This window comes from Actinokineospora pegani (assembly GCF_009745975.1).
Classification (GTDB): Bacteria; Actinomycetota; Actinomycetes; order Mycobacteriales; family Pseudonocardiaceae; genus Actinokineospora; species Actinokineospora pegani.
Map to the genome: position 1 here is coordinate 82,371 of NZ_WHOL01000097.1, position 16,304 is coordinate 98,674.

General features: G+C 72.9%; 16 protein-coding genes and 1 pseudogene. 11 read left to right on the forward strand and 6 right to left on the reverse strand.

The window, feature by feature from the left end; genetic code table 11:
• Positions 1-8: 8 nt before the first annotated feature.
• Positions 9-779 carry an SDR family oxidoreductase gene (locus tag GCL84_RS17255; protein WP_156756500.1) on the reverse strand — a complete coding sequence of 257 codons (771 nt, stop codon included), beginning with the start codon at positions 777-779 and terminating at the stop codon, positions 9-11.
• Between the two features lie 176 nt (positions 780-955).
• On the opposite strand from GCL84_RS17255, the gene GCL84_RS17260 reads away from it, so the two are divergent.
• Entirely contained in the window at positions 956-2,584 is a 1,629-nt protein-coding gene (locus GCL84_RS17260) for an ABC-F family ATP-binding cassette domain-containing protein (protein ID WP_156756501.1), read from the forward strand.
• A gap of 185 nt (positions 2,585-2,769) precedes the next feature.
• Positions 2,770-2,982 (forward strand): helix-turn-helix domain-containing protein, encoded by a 213-nt coding sequence (locus tag GCL84_RS17265; RefSeq protein ID WP_156756502.1) that lies wholly within the window; start codon positions 2,770-2,772, stop codon positions 2,980-2,982.
• 35 nt (positions 2,983-3,017) lie between these two features.
• On the opposite strand, the gene GCL84_RS17270 is transcribed toward GCL84_RS17265, so the two are convergent.
• Positions 3,018-4,370, reverse strand: a complete 1,353-nt coding sequence (locus GCL84_RS17270) for a glycosyltransferase 87 family protein (RefSeq protein ID WP_156756503.1) — start codon at positions 4,368-4,370, stop codon at positions 3,018-3,020.
• Positions 4,371-4,492: 122 nt separating this feature from the next.
• On the opposite strand from GCL84_RS17270, the gene GCL84_RS17275 reads away from it, so the two are divergent.
• The 3 genes and pseudogenes from GCL84_RS17275 to GCL84_RS31000 form a co-directional block, all read left to right on the forward strand.
• Positions 4,493-6,355 (forward strand): ABC transporter ATP-binding protein, encoded by a 1,863-nt coding sequence (locus GCL84_RS17275; RefSeq protein WP_235926346.1) that lies wholly within the window; start codon positions 4,493-4,495, stop codon positions 6,353-6,355.
• A gap of 70 nt (positions 6,356-6,425) precedes the next feature.
• Positions 6,426-6,929: an SRPBCC family protein gene (locus GCL84_RS17280; RefSeq protein WP_156756504.1), complete on the forward strand. Its 504-nt coding sequence runs from the start codon at positions 6,426-6,428 to the stop codon at positions 6,927-6,929.
• Positions 6,845-7,091 (forward strand): annotated as a pseudogene (locus GCL84_RS31000) (transposase); the annotation flags it as partial. The gene GCL84_RS17280 and the pseudogene GCL84_RS31000, both read left to right, overlap by 85 nt.
• Before the next feature lie 195 nt (positions 7,092-7,286).
• On the opposite strand, the gene GCL84_RS17290 reads toward GCL84_RS31000, so the two are convergent.
• Entirely contained in the window at positions 7,287-7,880 is a 594-nt protein-coding gene (locus GCL84_RS17290; RefSeq protein WP_156756506.1) for a TIGR03086 family metal-binding protein, read from the reverse strand.
• A 65-nt stretch (positions 7,881-7,945) separates the two neighbouring features.
• On the opposite strand from GCL84_RS17290, the gene GCL84_RS17295 reads away from it, so the two are divergent.
• Positions 7,946-8,731, forward strand: a complete 786-nt coding sequence (locus GCL84_RS17295) for a helix-turn-helix domain-containing protein (protein WP_156756507.1) — start codon at positions 7,946-7,948, stop codon at positions 8,729-8,731.
• On the opposite strand, the gene GCL84_RS17300 is transcribed toward GCL84_RS17295, so the two are convergent.
• Genes GCL84_RS17300 through GCL84_RS17310 form a run of 3 tightly spaced genes read right to left on the reverse strand, consistent with a single transcriptional unit; the run spans position 8,698 to position 10,864 of the window.
• On the reverse strand, positions 8,698-9,438 hold the full coding sequence (locus tag GCL84_RS17300; RefSeq protein ID WP_235926348.1) for a sugar isomerase domain-containing protein: 741 nt from the start codon (positions 9,436-9,438) through the stop codon (positions 8,698-8,700). The genes GCL84_RS17295 and GCL84_RS17300 overlap by 34 nt on opposite strands.
• Positions 9,439-9,449: 11 nt before the next feature.
• Positions 9,450-10,037, reverse strand: coding sequence for a nucleotidyltransferase family protein (locus tag GCL84_RS17305; RefSeq protein WP_197523316.1), 588 nt, complete (start codon positions 10,035-10,037; stop codon positions 9,450-9,452).
• 2 nt (positions 10,038-10,039) lie between these two features.
• Complete coding sequence (locus tag GCL84_RS17310) at positions 10,040-10,864, reverse strand: alpha/beta fold hydrolase (protein WP_235926350.1); 825 nt, start codon at positions 10,862-10,864, stop codon at positions 10,040-10,042.
• Positions 10,865-10,958: 94 nt separating this feature from the next.
• On the opposite strand from GCL84_RS17310, the gene GCL84_RS17315 reads away from it, so the two are divergent.
• From GCL84_RS17315 to GCL84_RS17335, 5 genes are all read left to right on the forward strand, one after another.
• Positions 10,959-11,663 carry an alpha/beta hydrolase gene (locus GCL84_RS17315; RefSeq protein ID WP_235926351.1) on the forward strand — a complete coding sequence of 235 codons (705 nt, stop codon included), beginning with the start codon at positions 10,959-10,961 and terminating at the stop codon, positions 11,661-11,663.
• Positions 11,664-11,672: 9 nt separating this feature from the next.
• On the forward strand, positions 11,673-12,947 hold the full coding sequence (locus GCL84_RS17320; protein WP_156756510.1) for an NAD(P)/FAD-dependent oxidoreductase: 1,275 nt from the start codon (positions 11,673-11,675) through the stop codon (positions 12,945-12,947).
• 3 nt (positions 12,948-12,950) lie between these two features.
• A complete protein-coding gene (locus GCL84_RS17325; RefSeq protein ID WP_156756511.1) occupies positions 12,951-13,727 on the forward strand; it encodes a DUF1365 domain-containing protein in 777 nt (258 codons plus the stop codon).
• Positions 13,724-14,986: an SAM-dependent methyltransferase gene (locus GCL84_RS17330; protein ID WP_156756512.1), complete on the forward strand. Its 1,263-nt coding sequence runs from the start codon at positions 13,724-13,726 to the stop codon at positions 14,984-14,986. Before GCL84_RS17325 ends, GCL84_RS17330 begins: the two co-directional genes overlap by 4 nt.
• Positions 14,987-15,121: 135 nt before the next feature.
• The gene (locus tag GCL84_RS17335; RefSeq protein ID WP_156756513.1) at positions 15,122-16,216 is read left to right on the forward strand and encodes an LCP family protein; all 1,095 of its coding nucleotides are present in this window, start codon (positions 15,122-15,124) and stop codon (positions 16,214-16,216) included.
• The last annotated feature ends 88 nt before the right edge of the window (positions 16,217-16,304 follow it).

The window sequence follows — 16,304 nt, forward strand, 5'->3', positions numbered from 1 at the left end:
AGGGCTGGCTAGCCCAGTGTCCCGGTGGCCAGCAGGCCGCCGTCGATGCGCACGGTCTCGCCGGTGGTCCACGCCGAGCGGTCCGAGGCCAGGAACGCCACCAGCCGGGCGATGTCCTCCGGCGCGCCGAGCCGCTTCATCGGGTACGCCGCCGACACCGCCTCCTCGCCCGCCGAGTACAGCGCCTCGGCGAACTTCGTCTTGACCACCGCGGGCGCCACCGCGTTGACCCGGATGCCGGGTCCGAGCTGCCAGGCCAGCTCCTCGGTCAGCCGGATCAGCGCCGCCTTGCTCGCCCCGTAGGCGGCGATCACACCGGTGGAGCGCAGGCCCGCCGTCGAGGCGATGTTGACCACCGACCCGCCGTGCTCGCCCATCCACGCCGCGTGCGCCAGTTGGACGAAGCCCAGCGCGGCCACCACGTTCGTGTCGAAGAGCTTACGCACCGCGTCCAGGTCGGCGGTCATCAGGTCGCCGTAGACGGGGTTGATGCCGGTGTTGTTCACCAGCACGTCCAGCGAGCCGAACTCGGCCACCGTCCGCTCCACGACCACCGCGCGGTCCTCGTCGCGGCCGGTGTTGCCCGCGACGGCCAGCACCCGCGCCCCGGGCACGTCGGCCCGGATGGCCTCGGCGGCGGCGTCGAGGGCGTCCTGCTTGCGGGCGGAGATGGTCACCGCGGCCCCGCCCCTGGCCAGCTCGGTGGCCACGGCCAGGCCGATGCCGCGGCTGGACCCGGTGACGAGAGCGGTCTTGCCGCTGAACTCGGCGTCAGTCATACCGGCAGCCTAGCTAAGCGCACGCTTAGTTCCTAGTGCCCGCAACGCGGTGGCGCCCGCCCCGTACACTGGGCGGCGTGGTTCGCATGGATTGAGGCGCAGGCGAGCCCGCGTGCCGCGGCCCGCGGGCGGACGACCCCTGCCCTCGTCAGTCCTCCACGACTCGGAGTCTTCTCTTGATCACCGCCACTGACCTGGAACTGCGCGCGGGCTCGCGCGTCCTGCTCGCCGACGCCTCCCTGCGGGTGCAGGCGGGCGACCGCATCGGCCTGGTCGGCCGCAACGGCGCGGGCAAGACCACCACCCTGCGCGTGCTCGCGGGCGAGGGCGAGCCCTACGCGGGGGACCTGCGCCGCACCGGCGAACTGGGCTACCTGCCGCAGGACCCCCGCGAGGGCGACCTGGGCGTCACGGCCAAGGACCGCGTGCTCTCCGCCCGCGGCCTCGACGAACTGCTGCGCGAGATGGAGAAGTCCCAGTCGGCCATGGCCGAGCACGTCGACGAGTCGGTGCGCGACAAGGCCGTCGCCCGCTACGGCAGGCTCGAGGAGCGCTTCGCCGCCCTGGGCGGCTACGCGGCCGAGAGCGAGGCCGCGCGCATCTGCTCCAACCTCGGCCTGGCCGACCGCGTCCTGGCCCAGGAGCTGCGCACCCTCTCCGGCGGCCAGCGCCGCCGGGTCGAACTGGCCCGCATCCTGTTCGCCGCCTCGGAGGCGGGCGCGGGTGGCGGCTCCGGCACCATCCTGCTGCTCGACGAGCCGACCAACCACCTCGACGCCGACTCGATCAACTGGCTGCGCGGCTTCCTGCGCGGGCACAACGGCGGGCTCATCGTGATCAGCCACGACGTCGACCTGCTGGCCGACGTGGTGAACAAGGTCTGGTTCCTCGACGCCACCCGCGGCGAGGTCGACCTCTACAACATGGGCTGGAAGAAGTACCTCGAGGCCCGCGCCGCCGACGAGAAGCGCCGCCGTCGCGAGCGCGCGAACGCCGAGAAGAAGGCGGGCGCGCTGATGGCACAGGCGGACAAGATGCGGGCCAAGGCCACCAAGGCGGTCGCCGCGCAGAACATGATCAAGCGCGCCGAGAAGCTGGTGTCCGGACTGGACGAGGTGCGCCAGGCCGACAAGGTCGCCAAGATCCGCTTCCCGGACCCGGCCCCCTGCGGCAAGACCCCGCTCACCGCCGAGGACCTGAGCAAGAGCTACGGCTCGCTGGAGATCTTCACCGGCGTGGACCTGGCCATCGACAAGGGCTCGCGGGTGGTCATCCTCGGCCTCAACGGAGCCGGGAAGACCACGCTGCTTCGGCTGCTCGGCGGCATGGAGGTCTCCGACTCCGGCGGAGTGGTGCCCGGACACGGTCTGCGCCTGGGCTACTACGCGCAGGAGCATGAAACGCTCGACCACAACGCGAGCGTGTGGAGCAATGTGCGCCGCGCGGCGCCGGACACCCCCGATCAGCAGTTGCGCTCGCTGCTGGGCATGTTCCTGTTCACCGGCGAGCAGCTCGACCAGCCCGCGGGCACGCTGTCCGGCGGTGAGAAGACCCGGCTGGCGCTCGCGGGCCTGGTCTCCAGCGCGGCCAACGTGCTGCTGCTCGACGAGCCGACCAACAACCTCGACCCGGCCAGCCGCGAGCAGGTGCTCGACGCCCTGCGCCGCTACGAGGGGGCGGTCGTCCTGGTCACCCACGACCCCGGCGCGGTCGAGGCGTTGGAACCCGAGCGGGTGATCCTTCTCCCAGACGGCACGGAGGACCACTGGTCCGCCGACTACCTGGAACTGGTCCAGCTCGCCTGAAAACTAGCCGTTTTGCAGGGATCTTGTTCGGCGGTGTCACACAGCGTCCCCATTCCTGCATCCGGTGTGACACCTCTATTCGCTGATTCATCGCCATCTCGTCTGGCATTCCTGCGGTCGGTGTTCGATCATTGCGGCGGTAGGGGTCTTCCGTGCCCCACCACCAGCGATGGAAGGCGGACAACGTGGCTGACCTGAAGAAAGGCGCGCGGATCACCGGTGCCACGCGCGACAAACTCGCCACCGATCTGAAGAAGAAGTACGAGAAGGGCTCCAGCATCCGTGCTCTGGCGGAGAGCACGGGCCGCTCCTATGGATTCGTCCACAGAGTCCTGTCGGAGTCCGGCGTGACCCTGCGCGGTCGCGGCGGGGCGACCAGGGCCAAGAAGAAGGCGTGACCGCTGCCGCGCCCGTCGGCGCTGCGTGGCTCGATTCAGCGAGGGGCGCCCACGGCGCGAGCCGGGCGCTTCGGCTGGTCGGACCAGCCCGACGGCCGCGGCGGACTGGGCACCGCGCCCGGCCGCTCGGTGCTCCCCGGTAGCCGCCCGGTGTTCCCCGGTAGCTCGGCGCGGGCGGCGCGCCGTTCGGCGGCGGCGAAGGCGAGCGCCGCGCCGAGCAGCATCACGGGGTAGACCAGATAGCCCCACCGGGTGGCGGGGGCTAACAGGATCGCCGCACCGAGCCCGGTCGCGGCGCGCACCAGGGCGTCCGCCGCCGTGCGCGGCGGGCGCACCAGCAGCCACGCGGTGACCGCGCCCGCGGCGGTGAGCAGCACCACCAAGGCGACGGTGTGCCCGATCGGCCCCAGGCCCGCGATCAGGTGGCCGGGCAGCGGGCTGGACGCGGGCGAGCCCGCGCGTCCCAACCCGATTGGGAAGTTGATCACGTGTTCGACGAAGGAGCGCGGGTCGACCACCAGCACCGGGACCGAGATCGCGCAGGCCCCGAGCGCCAGGGAACCCAGGAACACGGCCAGGCCGCGCTTGCCCAGCCGCGCGGCGACGCCGAACGCGAGCACGGCGGCGACCGGGACCGCGGTCAGCTTCATCGTCACCAGCACCGCGCACAGCAGCCCCGCCCACGTCGGCGCCGCGCGGTAGGCCAGCGCCGCCGCCAGGACCACCAGCGCCACCACCGCGACATCGTCCCCGGCGACCGACAGCGTCAACGCCGTCGGCGGGCCCGCGGCCACCAGGATGGCCGCGCCGACCGGGACGCGCGGCCTGCCGAGCACCCGCCACGCGACGGCGAGCGCGGCCACCGACACGACGAGGAACGCCACCCGGGAATCGGTCAGCGGGTGGTCGCCGAACAGCGCCCGGGGGAAGCCGAACAGGGTCATCGACGGCCCGTAGGGCGTGTAGTCGTCGGGGTGCGGCGCCCGGCCCAACGTGTCCAGGTCCAGGTACGGCGACCCCTCGGCCAGCAGCGCGCGGGCGGACCGCTCGATCACCCAGACCTCGGGCTGCGCCGGGAACGACCACGGCCACGGCCCCCACGTGAACCCCGGTGACCGCACGACCGCCAGCACCCCGACCGGCACGAGCGTCGAGGACACCCACGCCAGCGTTACGGGGACCCAGCGCGAGCCCCGGCCGGTGACGGCGATCGCCAGCGCGGCCAGCGCCGCCGCCGCGTACCCGGCCGTCGCGAAGTTGCCCCACACGCGGTAGCCGTAGAACTCCGACCCGAGCGCGGTCCCCAGCGCGAACGCGGCGAAGACCACGTAGCAGGCGACGTCGCGTCGGACCGGGGGGATGCGGCGCAGCCGCGACACCCATGCCATGCCGGTTCCTCCCAAGTCCGGCGCCAGGCTACCCACCCCCGTTCGGGGGCCTGTGGACGGATGGCCGCACCGATCGTCGCGATGTGGGAGGTTGTTCCGGGTCGACCGGACGAGGAGGGGAAATGGACGGGCCACGCAGGCTGATGGCAGGGGCGGTGCGCGCCGCCGACGCGCCCAAGGGCCTGCGTGCGGGCACGGTGCGCCGGGTGTTCGCGTTCAGCAGGCCGCACTGGGCCAGGCTGGCGCTGTTCCTCGGTCTCACCGTGCTCTCGGCCGTGCTGGCGGTCAGCTCGCCGCTGCTCGCGGGCCGGGTGGTCGACGAGGTCGTGCGCGGGTCGGCGGTCTCGGTCGTGGTGTGGCTGGCGGTGGCGATCGCCGGGCTGGCGGTGGTCGACGCCGGGCTCGGCCTGGCCGGGCGGTGGCAGTCCAGCCGCATCGGCGAGGGGCTGATCCACGACCTGCGGCGGGCGGTCTTCGAGCACGTGCAGCGGATGCCGGTCGCGTTCTTCACCCGCACCCGCACCGGCGCGCTGGTCTCCCGGCTGAACAACGACGTGCTGGGGGCGCAGCGGGCGTTCACCAGCACGCTCTCCGGCCTGGTCACCAACGTGATCCAGTTGGTGCTGTCGCTGGCCGTGATGATGACGCTGTCCTGGCAGGTGACCGCGCTGGCGCTGGTGCTGCTGCCGGTGTTCGTCCTGCCCGCGCGCCGCGTGGGCCGCCGCGTCGCCGACCTGCAGCGCGAGGCGTCCACGCTGAACGCGGCGATGACCACGCAGATGACCGAGCGGTTCTCCGCGCCGGGCGCGACCCTGGTCAAGCTGTTCGGCCGCCCGGTGGCCGAGGCGGCGGAGTTCGGCGACCGCGCGAGCCGGGTGCGCGACATCGGCATCCGCACGGCCATGGCCACCCGGTGGTTCATGACGGCGCTGCAACTGGTGTCCGCGCTGGCGCAGGCGCTCGTCTACGGCCTGGGCGGCTACCTCGCGCTCACCGGGCAGTTGGCCCCGGGGACCGTGGTGTCGCTGGCGCTGCTGCTGACCCGGCTCTACTCGCCGTTGACCGCGCTGGCGAACGTGCGGGTCGACGTGATGACGGCGATGGTGTCGTTCGAGCGCGTCTTCGAGGTCCTCGACCTCGAGCCCGCCATCGTCGAGCGCCGCGACCCGCTGCCGCTGCCGCCCGGCCCGGTGTCCCTGGAGTTCTCCGACGTCCGGTTCACCTATCCGTCGGCGGACCAGGTGTCCCTGGCCTCGCTGGAGGAGGTGGCCGTGCTGGAGCGCCGAGACCCCCACGAGGTCCTGCACGGCATCAGCTTCCGCGCCGAGCCCGGCGAACTGGTGGCCCTGGTCGGCTCCTCCGGCGCGGGCAAGTCCACCATCGCCGCCCTCGTGCCCCGCCTCCACGACGTCGACTCGGGCGCCATCCGATTGTCCGGAGTGGACGTGAGGGACCTCTCGTTCGACACCCTCCGCGCCACCGTCGGCGTGGTCTCCCAAGACAGCCACCTGTTCCACGACAGCATCCGGGACAACCTGCTCTACGCCAAACCCACCGCCACCGAAGCAGACCTCCACGCCGCCCTGGCCGCCGCCCGCCTGAGCCCCCTCATCGCCTCCCTCCCCCAGGGCCTGGACACCGTCGTGGGCGACCGCGGCTACCGCCTCTCCGGTGGCGAACGCCAACGCCTCACCATCGCCCGGCTCCTGCTCGCCCAACCCAGCCTGCTCATCCTCGACGAAGCCACCGCCCACCTGGACGCCGAATCCGAGACCATCGTCCAAGCCGCCCTGACCGAGGTCCTCAAAGACCGCACCGCCCTCGTCATCGCCCACCGCCTGAGCACGATCCGAGCCGCCACCAAGATCCTGGTGGTCGAAGACGGCCGCGTCATCGAACAAGGCACCCACGAGTCCCTCCTGGCGGAAGGCACCCGCTACGCCACCCTCTACCGCACCCAATTCGCCAACCCCACCGCCGCCTGACGGCCAAACCGGGGTGCCCGCCCGGACGATCGCCGACTCGGGGGCGGGCGCCCGCACCTAGAGTGGTGACATGGCTGTGGAGCGGTTCGAGGTGTCCAGGCAGATCGCGGCATCGCCCGCGGCGGTGTTCGAGGTGCTGTGCGATCCGCGGGGGCACGTGGCGATCGACAGTTCCGGGATGTTGCAGTCGGCCGAGGGGGAGGCGGTGACGGGGGTCGGGTCCCGGTTCCTGGTGCACATGGACCGGGAGTCGCTCAACGACCTGCCGATGGGCAAGTACGACGTGACCGTGGTCATCACGCGGTTCACCCAGGACACCGAGATCGAGTGGACGATCGACGGGACCATCCAACCGCCGATCGAGCACCTGTACGGCTACCGGTTGGCGCCGTCGGGGCCGGGGACGGTCGTGACGTCGTACTACGACTGGAGTCGCATCCACGAGCGGTACCGGGGGCGAGTGGGATTCCCCATCATCCCGGAGGCGGGATTGCGGGCGACGCTGGGGATTCTGGCGCGCACGGTCGAGCGCGCCGCTATCCGAGCGACACCACCGAAGCGCAGTGGGCGTTGATCGACCCGCTGCTACCCGACCCGGGGTGCACTCAGGGCCGTGGCGGCCGGTGGGAGAAGCACTGCCGCCGCCAGATCGTGGACGCGATCTTCTACGTCACCGACAACGCCCATCAAGTGGCGCGCGCTCCCGGCGGACTTCCCGCCCTGGGCAACGGTGTTCAAGCGGTTCCAGGCCTGGGCCAGGACCGGGGCGGTCACGCGGGTGATGGGCGCGGTCAACGACCGTGTCCGCCGCCCGGCGGCGCCCTCGGCGGCGGTGATCGACTCCCAATCCCTGCGCGCGGCCGAGACCGTCCGCGCCGTTCGATCCGCGTTCTCACCCGCCGACTCACACGACGAGGTCAGGAACAGGCGCTCAGGCGTTGGCGCGTCGAGCCGGGCGCCAGTGCGGGTCGCGGCCGCTGAGGGCCAGGGCGCGGTCCAACGGCGACGCGTCGGCTCGGGGTGGGAGTTCCGCGCCGAAGGCCCCGTGCTGCCTGCCCCTCTCCGCCATCCCCGCGATCCCGGTCAGCGCGGCGGCGGCGACCTCGGGGTCCACCTCGTACTCGACGCCGAGGGCGGTGGCCAGGTCCCAGCCGTGGGTGACCAGGTCGGCGAACAGCATGAGCGCGATCTGGGCGGTCGGCAGCGCCGAGGTCAGCATGACCGCCGAACCGTCCAGCGCCCCGGGTTGCTGCCAGGCCTGGACCGAGGCGCGCAGGTGATCGCGGTAGAAGTCCGGCCACGGCTCGGTGTCGACGTAGTCGCGCTCGAGTTCGTCCTCGGGGCGGGGCAGCTTGCGGGCGGTGCGCTCGGAGACCACCGACGTCCAGTGCGCCAGGTGGTTGACCAAGTCGCGGACTGTCCAGCCCGCACACGGTGTCGGGTGGTCGAGGTGGGCGGGGGTGACCTGCTCGGCCACGGCGAGGCAGCCCTCCGCCGCGGCGGCCATCAGCTTCGGCATGTCCATGGCCGGGAGGTTAGCCGGCGGGGAACGGGCGGGTCTTGAACAAACGCGACAGCTACGGTCGTCCCGTGGCCCGCACGCGCGGTGTGCTCCGGGGGTGCGCCGCGGCGACCAAGTTCGAGCTGCGCACCATCGCGCCCAGTCCCGCTTTCGCCCCGTTCGTCGAGCACCACTGGGCGCTGACCTGGGACCTCGACGAACCATTCGAGCAGGAGGTGGTGCCGCACCCGAACGTGCTCCCGGTGTTCGAGGCAACCGGGGCGCACGTGACCGGGGTGATGCGCGGGAGGTTCGCCCGGACCATCCACGGGCGGGGCCGGGTGCTCGGCGTGCGGTTCCACCCCGGCGGCTACCGGCCGTGGTGGGGAGCGGCGGTGTCCACGCTGACCGACCGGGTGGTGCCGTTCGACGGTGGCGGCGACGTCCTGACCCACGCCGGCCCGGTGGCTCGGGCGCGCGCCGCCGAGGCGGTGCTGCTGCCGTTGCTGCCCGCGCCCGACCCGACCGTCGACCTGGTCCGGGCGATGTGCGACCGGATCCGCACGGACCTCGCGCTGACCAGGGTCGACCGGCTGGCCGCCGGGTTCGGCACCACCGCGCGCACGGTGCAGCGGCTGTTCCGCGACTACGTCGGTGTGGGTCCGAAGTGGGTGATCCGGCGGCACCGGGCGCACGAGGCGGCGGCGCGCGCGGAAGCGGGCGAGGACGTCGACTGGTCCGCGCTGGCCGCCGAACTGGGGTACAGCGACCAGGCGCACCTGGTCCGCGAGTTCACCAGCGCCGTCGGGACCTCCCCCGCTCGGCACGCCCGCGCGGCGGGTCAGGCGCCCAGGTGGGGGACCCGGGGGCCGTAGACGTCGAGGTACTGGGCGTTGGCCTCGTCGCCGCCCTCGGTGTTGGAGCTCTGCCAGCGGGGGAGGGTGACGCCTTCGGCCTCGGCCAGGTCGTGCAGGTGGGCCAGGAGTTGGTTCCACAGGTAGGCGTTGCTCAGGGTGGACAGCGAGGCGGTGGCGGGGGCGGCGGGCGGGTAGGCGACGTCGCCGGGGCCGGTGCGGGTGTCGAGGACGACGGTGGCGTGCTCGTAGAGGCGCGTGCCCGCCCGGGGCGTCGCGGCGGCGGAGGTGGCGCGGGAGGTGACGGCGACCACCGGCACGCCCGCGGCCCGGGCGGTGACCGCCAGTTCGACCGGGTAGTGGTTGATGCCCGAGGTGGAGAAGACGAACAGGATGTCGTTGCCGGACAGGGAGACCTCGCCGAAGACCGCGGCCGCGACGCCCGGCTCGCGCTCGGCGGCGGTGGCGCGCCGGGCGCCGCCGAAGACCTGCAGGCGGTCGGTGTGCAGGGGGCGGACGCAGGCCAGGCCGCCCGCGCGGAAGAACGTCTCCGCCACGGCGGCGAGCGAGTGCCCGGCCCCGGCGGTCAGCATCAGGCCGCCCGCCCGGATGCCCGCCAGCATCATCCCCGCGACCTGCGCCAGCGCTTCCGCGTTGCGCGCGCCCACCTCGGCCAGGTGCGCGAGCACCAGGTCCCCGTAGACGCCGCCAGCGAGCCGTCCGCGCACCGATCCACTCATCAGCGTTGCCCTCCGAGTCGTTCCACCAGTGCCGCCAAGTCCTCCGGTGTGTCCACATCGGACCCGACGGCCACGTCCGCGCACTCCACCGCGACCACGTCCCGCCCCCGCAGGTACGCCCGCGCCCCGGCATCCCCCCGCGCCGAGGCGGCCACCCCACCCCAGTGCGACCGCCCCAGCAGCACCGGGTGTCCCGGCGTCCCCTCGTAGACCGCCCTGGCCAACGCGTCGGGCCCGGCCAGCGCCGCCACCCGCTCCACCGCCGCCCTGGTCACCCCCGGCGTGTCCACAGTCGCCACCACCACCGCGTCCCCAGCCCCGATCGACTCCGCCGCCGCCAACCCCGCCCGCAACGACGACCCCATCCCCGTCTCCCACTCCGGGTTCCCCACCACCGAGCACCGCCCCGCCACCGCGTCCCGCACCTCGTCCCCCGCCGCCCCCACCACCACGACGACCGCGTCGCAGCCGGACACCGCCGCCACCGCCAAGTCCACCAGCGTCCTGCCCGCGAACCGCACCAGGGCCTTGGGCGCGCCGAAGCGCCGCCCACCCCCGGCGGCCAGCACCACCCCGACGACGGGCACCGCTAGCGGGTGTGGTCGAGGATCAGGCCGGTCACCAGGTCCGGCGCCTCCTCCGGCAGCCAGTGGGACACGTCCTGGACCATCTCGAGGCGGTACGGGCCGGTCACCCACTTCTCGCAGCCCAGGGCCGCCGTCGAGCCGACCGCGGCGTCCTCGGTGCCCCAGGCGAACAGGGTGGGGACCGGCACGACGTCCGGCACGGGGTTGTGGCGCATGGCGCGGTACCAGTTCAGGGCGGCGGTCAGCGCGCCCGGCTCCCGCATGCGGGAGACGTACTCGTCGACCGAGGACTCCGGGATGCGCCACTCGAAGACGCGGCGCAGCGCCTCGGCGCCGTCGGCGAGCATGCGCTTCTCCACGGAGCGGTCCTGGAAGGCCTGCATGTACCGCGAGCGCAGGTGTTGGTCCTCGTCCTCGCGGATGGCCGCGCCCAGCGCGCCGGGGTGCGGCACCGACAGCGCGGTCAGCGTGCGCACGCGCTCCGGGAAGGACGCCGCCACGTTCCACGCCACGGCCGCGCCCCAGTCGTGGCCCACCAGGTCGAACTCCGACCAGCCCAGGGCGTCGGTCACGGCGAGCACGTCGCCGACCAGTTCCTCCATCCGGTAGTCCAGGACGTCGTCCGGGCGGACACCGGGGGAGTAGCCGCGCTGGTCGTAGGCCACCGCGTGCCGCCCGGCGTGGCCGAGCACGGCCACCTGGTGCTCCCACTCCATGGCGGACTGCGGGAACCCGTGCAGCAGCAGGACGGGCGGGCTGCCCGGGTCGCCCGCGCTGATCATGTCGAACGGGCCCGCCGGGGTGGGGATCTGGCCGTGGTCGGTCACCCGGCCAGGCTATCCGGACCCCCTGACAACTCCTGTGACCTGGGTCGCGCCCGGTCCGGCAGGCCGGGGCGGGGGCGGCGACGAAGATGAGGGTGTGAACTCCGCCCCACACCCCCGGACCAGGGTGTTCGCGCCGCCGTCCGGGCAGGACGTGCGCGCGGTCGTGCTGGTCATGCACGGCGGCCGCGAGAGCAGCCGCGCCCAGGTCAACCGGTACCAGCTCGCCTACCTGCGGATGGTCCCCTTCGCCAGGGACATCGCCGCGCACGGCCGCGGGCACGGGATCTCCGTCTGGCTGCTGCGGAACCGCTACCGCGGCTGGAACGCCCCTGACCTGGACCCCGTCCAGGACGCGCGGTGGGCGCTGGCCCGCATCCGCGAGCAGCACGGCGACGTGCCCGTGGTCCTGGTGGGCCACTCGATGGGGGGCCGGGTCGCGCTGCGGGTCGGCGGGGACCGCGGCGTCGTCGCCGTCGTCGGGCTGGCGCCGTGGTGCGAAGAGGGCGAGCCGGTCGAACAGCTCGCGGGCCGTGCGGTGCTCATCGCCCACGGCGACCTCGACCGGATGACCGACCCCCGCCTGTCCCACCGGCTCGCGCGGCGGGCCAAGGCCGCCACCGACCGGGTGGCGCGCTTCGAGGTGGTCGGCGAGCGCCACGCCATGCTGCGCAGGGCAGCGGTCTGGACCCGGCTGGTCACCGGTTTCGTGCTCGGCGTCCTCGAGACCCAACCGATGGACCCCGCGGTTACGAACGCCATGAAAGCGCCCTCGCCGGAAGGGCTCAGAGTTCTGCTCTAGGAGGTCACCGTGTCGGTCGGAGACAGGGCCCGCGTCGCCGTCATCGGCAGCGGCGTGTCCGGGCTCACCGCCGCGTACCTGCTCCAGCGCCGCTTCGACGTGACGCTGTTCGAGGCCGACGACCGCCTCGGCGGCCACGCCCACACCCACGACCTGCCCACCCCCGACGGGGGACTGGCCAGGGTGGACAGCGGGTTCATCGTGCACAACGAGCGCACCTACCCCAACCTGCTGCGGCTGTTCGGCGAGCTGGGCGTGGCCACCCGCGACTCCGAGATGTCGATGAGCGTCCGCTGCGAGGGCTGCGGGCTGGAGTACGCGGGGGCCAGGGGCGTCGATGGCCTGTTCGCGCAGCGCAAGAACCTCGCCAACCCGCGGTACTTACGGATGTTGGCCGAGGTCAAGCGGTTCCACGTCCACGCCGAGCGCGTGCTGCGCGACGACCCCGGCGATGTGACGCTGCGCGCGTTCACCGTCGTCGGCGGCTACTCCCGCTACTTCGTCGACCACTTCCTCGTGCCGCTGGTGTCGTCGGTGTGGTCCTCCGGAGCCGAGCTGTCCATGCGCTACCCGGCCCGCTACCTGTTCGAGTTCCTCAAGCACCACGGCATGCTCGCCGTGAAGGGCTCGCCGCGGTGGAAGACCGTCGTGGGCGGCTCGCGGACCTATGTGGAGCGCGCGGTCAAGGAGCTGTCCGCGGTCCAGGTCTGCACCCCGGTCCGCGCGCTGCGCAGGCTGGCCGACGGCTTCGAGGTCCGCGACGACGACGACCAGGCGCACCGGTTCGACCGGGTCGTCGTGGCCACCCACCCCGACCAGGCGCTCGGCCTGCTCGCCGACGCCACAGCCGCGGAGAAGGAGGTGCTCGGCGCGTTCGAGTACTCCCGCAACGAGACGCTGCTGCACACCGACGCCTCGATCCTGCCGCGCGCCGCGGCCGCCAGGGCCTCGTGGAACTACCTCAAGCCCACCTGCGCGGTCGACAGCGGCGCGGTGCAGGTCAGCTACCACATGAACCGGCTCATGGGGCTGTCCGAACCGGAGGACTACATCGTCACGCTCAACGCCCCCGAGCGGGTCGACGCGGACGCCGTGCTGCGCAGGATGGTTTACGAACACCCCGTCTACACCCCCGAGTCGCTGGCCGCGCAGCGCCGCCTCCCGGAGCTGTCCGGCGACCGCATCGCCTACGCGGGCGCCTACCACGGCTGGGGCTTCCACGAGGACGGTTGCGCCTCCGGCGTGCGCGCCGCCGAGTCGCTCGGCTCCGGCTGGGAAGCGTGAGGCATGACCGCTGAGACAACCTCCCGGGGCGAGCGCCGCGCACACGACGCGTCCGCGGTCGTCCCCGCGCTCTACGACGCCGTGGTCACCCACGTCCGCCGCGACCGCGTCGACAACGACTTCAGCCACCGCGTGTACCAGTGGCTGGTCGACCTCGACCACCTGCCGGACCTGCCGCGCCCGCTGCGCCCGTTCGCCAGGTTCGAGGCGCGCGACCACCTCGGCGACCCCGGCCGCACCATCAAGGACAACCTCGTCACCTGGCTCGCGGGCCGGGGCGTCCAGGTGACCGGCCGGGTGTTGATGCTGACCAACGCCCGGGTCCTGGGCTACGTCTTCAACCCGCTCTCCGTCTACTGGGTGCACGACGCGGACGGTGAAATCGAGTGCGTGGTCGCCGAGGTGCACAACACCTACGGCGAGCGCCACTGCTACCTGCTGCGCACCGACAAGCGCGGCCGGGCCGAGGCGGCCAAGGAGTTCTACGTCTCGCCATTCCTCGAGTCGCACGGGCACTACCTGATGCGGCTGCCCAGTCCCGGCGCGACGTTGTCGCTGACAGTGATCCTCGAACAGAACGGTTCGACACCGTTCACGGCCACCCTGTCCGGCGACCGGACACCCGCCACGCCTGTGGAGGTGCTGAAGATGGTCCTGCGCCGTCCTCTCATGCCGCAGCGCGTCACCGCCCTCATCCGTCGCCACGGCATCGCGCTGTGGCTGCGCCGCGTTCCGGTCGTCCGGCGACCGCGGCACGTCCCGCAAGAAGGAGTCCAGTGACCGAGACACCGCTCCGGCGGGGGGAAAAGCACACGCCGAGTGCCCCCGCGCAGCCCCGCCGCGGGGACTGGGACGGCTTGTTCACCGCCCCCGTCAGCCCTTTCCGCGCCCGTGTCGCGCGGGCGCTGTTCGCCAACGCCGTGCGCTCGCTCGACGTCCGGGTCGTGTTCCCCGGGGGTGAGCGGCTCGGCGCGGGCGGGCCGGGCTCCCCGGTCATGCGCGTCGAGCGCCCGACCGCCTTCTTCCACCGCCTCGGCGCCGACGCCAAGATCGGCTTCGGCGAGTCGTACATGGTGGGGGACTGGACCAGCAACTCGCCGGCCGAGCTACTCACCGAATTCGCGGCCAGGATGAGCACCCTGGTCCCGCCCCGGCTGCAAGCGTTCCGCCGCGTCGTCGACCGCAGGCAGCCCGTCGCCGAGGAGAACACCGTCGAGGGCGCGCGGGAGAACATCCACCGCCACTACGACCTGTCCAACGACCTGTTCGAAACCTTCCTCGACAAGACGATGACCTACTCGTCGGCCTGGTTCGCGCCCGGCTCGACCGACCTCGTCGACGGCCAGTCGCGCAAGATCGACGGCGTGCTCGACTACGCGCGCGTCGGCGCGGGCACGCACGTGCTCGAGATCGGCACCGGCTGGGGCGCGCTGGCCATCCGCGCCGCCCAGCGCGGCGCGCGGGTCACCTCGCTGACCATCTCCACCGAGCAGAGGGCGCTGGCCGAGCGGCGCATCGCCGAGGCGGGCGTCGCCGACCGCGTGCAGGTGCTGCTGCGCGACTACCGCGAGGCCCAGGGCAGCTACGACGCCGTGGTCAGCGTGGAGATGATCGAGGCGGTGGGGGAGAAGTACTGGCCGTCGTACTTCGGCGCCGTCGACCGGCTGCTCAAGCCGGGCGGGCGGTTCGGGCTGCAGTCGATCACGATGCCCGACGACCGGATGCTGGCCACCAAGGACTCCTACACCTGGATCCACAAGTACGTCTTCCCCGGCGGGATCATCCCCTCGCCGGAGTCGATCGACCGGGCCCTGGCCAGGACCACGGGGATGCGCGTGCACGCCCACCGCGACTTCGGCCAGGACTACGCCGAGACGCTGCGCCAGTGGCGGGGCCGGTTCGGCGACCAGTGGCCGCGGATCTCCGCGCTGGGCTTCGACGACACGTTCAAGCGGATGTGGGAGTTCTACCTCGCCTACTGCGAGGCGGGTTTCCGCTCCGGCTACCTCAACGTCCGCCAGCTCTCGATCGGCCGCTGAGCGCCGGGCGCCACCGGGCCGGGTGATCTTGCGGGACCGCCCGGCCCGGTAGTGTGCGCGGAACCTGGACGGCGCACACGCGTCTACCTCTGTGAGCGGGGACGACCCGCGACCGACCACGAGTGACGGGCGACGATGAGCTACGGACACCCACAGCAGCGCCAGCCCGGTTGGAACCCCGGCCGCTCGCCCCAGGGGCGCCCACAGCAGGGCTACGGCGGTCCGCCGCCCGGCGGTCGCCCGCCCGCGGGCGGTCCGCCCGTCCCGCCGCGGCGGCGCAGGGGCCGGGGCCGCCGGATCGCCCTCACCGTCCTGCTGGTCATCGTCGCCCTGTTCGCGGGCATGGCCATCTACCTGGAGACCGGCCTCAACCGCGCGGAGGTCCTCCAGGACTACGAGGGCCGCCCGGCCGCGGGCGAGGGCACGAACTGGCTGATCGTCGGCTCCGACAGCCGCGAGGGCCTCTCCGCCGAGGACCAGGCGGCGCTGACCACCGGCGACGCCGCGGGCAGGCGCACCGACACGATCATGCTGCTGCACATCCCGGACAACAGCACCCGGCCCACCCTGGTGTCGCTGCTGCGCGACTCGGACGTGCCCATCCCCGGCCACGGCCGCAACAAGCTCAACGCCGCCTACGCCTTCGGTGGCCCCGCGCTGCTGGCCCAGACCGTCGAGCGGGTCTCCGGCCTGCGCCTCGACCACTACGCCGAGGTCGGCCTCGGCGGCTTCGCGGGCGTCGTCGACGCGGTGGGCGGCATCGAGATGTGCCTGCCCGAGCCGATCAAGGACCCGCTGGCGGGCATCGACCTGCAGGCGGGATGCCAGGAGCTGGACGGCCCGAACGCGCTGGGCTACGTCCGCACCCGCGTCGGCCCGCGCGCCGACCTCGACCGGGTGATCCGCCAGCGCGAGTTCGTCTCGGCGCTCACGGCCAAGGTCTCCAGCTTCGGCACCCTGATCAACCCGTTCCGGGTCCTCCCGCTGATCGGCGCCGTTCCCGACGCGCTCACCGTCGACTCCGGCGACCACGTGTGGCACCTGCCGTCGCTGGGGCTGGCCATGTCCGCCGACGACCTGCTCACCACCACCGTCCCGTTCAGCGGCAGCCGCCGCGTCAACGGCCAGGACGTCATCGCGTGGGACAAGGAGAAGGCCCTGCGCCTGTTCGAGGCCCTCCGGACCGACGCCGAGGTCCCCGCCGACGTGATCGTCGGACCGCCCGCGTAAGCCGTACGATCGGCTCCTCCCACGACCACGAGGAGGAGACGCGTGACCACCCTGCGCGCACGTCTTGCCCTGGCCCTGGCAGCGGCGG

What these genes read in the sequence shown, in the direction of transcription:
- GCL84_RS17255 (WP_156756500.1), bottom strand. Translation starts at nt 779, where the DNA reads ATGACTGACGCCGAGTTCAGCGGCAAGACCGCTCTCGTCACCGGGTCC.
- GCL84_RS17335 (WP_156756513.1), top strand. Translation starts at nt 15,122, where the DNA reads ATGAGCTACGGACACCCACAGCAGCGCCAGCCCGGTTGGAACCCCGGC.
- GCL84_RS17275 (WP_235926346.1), top strand. Translation starts at nt 4,493, where the DNA reads ATGGACGGGCCACGCAGGCTGATGGCAGGGGCGGTGCGCGCCGCCGAC.
- GCL84_RS17290 (WP_156756506.1), bottom strand. Translation starts at nt 7,880, where the DNA reads ATGGACATGCCGAAGCTGATGGCCGCCGCGGCGGAGGGCTGCCTCGCC.
- GCL84_RS17280 (WP_156756504.1), top strand. Translation starts at nt 6,426, where the DNA reads ATGGCTGTGGAGCGGTTCGAGGTGTCCAGGCAGATCGCGGCATCGCCC.
- GCL84_RS17325 (WP_156756511.1), top strand. Translation starts at nt 12,951, where the DNA reads ATGACCGCTGAGACAACCTCCCGGGGCGAGCGCCGCGCACACGACGCG.
- GCL84_RS17270 (WP_156756503.1), bottom strand. Translation starts at nt 4,370, where the DNA reads ATGGCATGGGTGTCGCGGCTGCGCCGCATCCCCCCGGTCCGACGCGAC.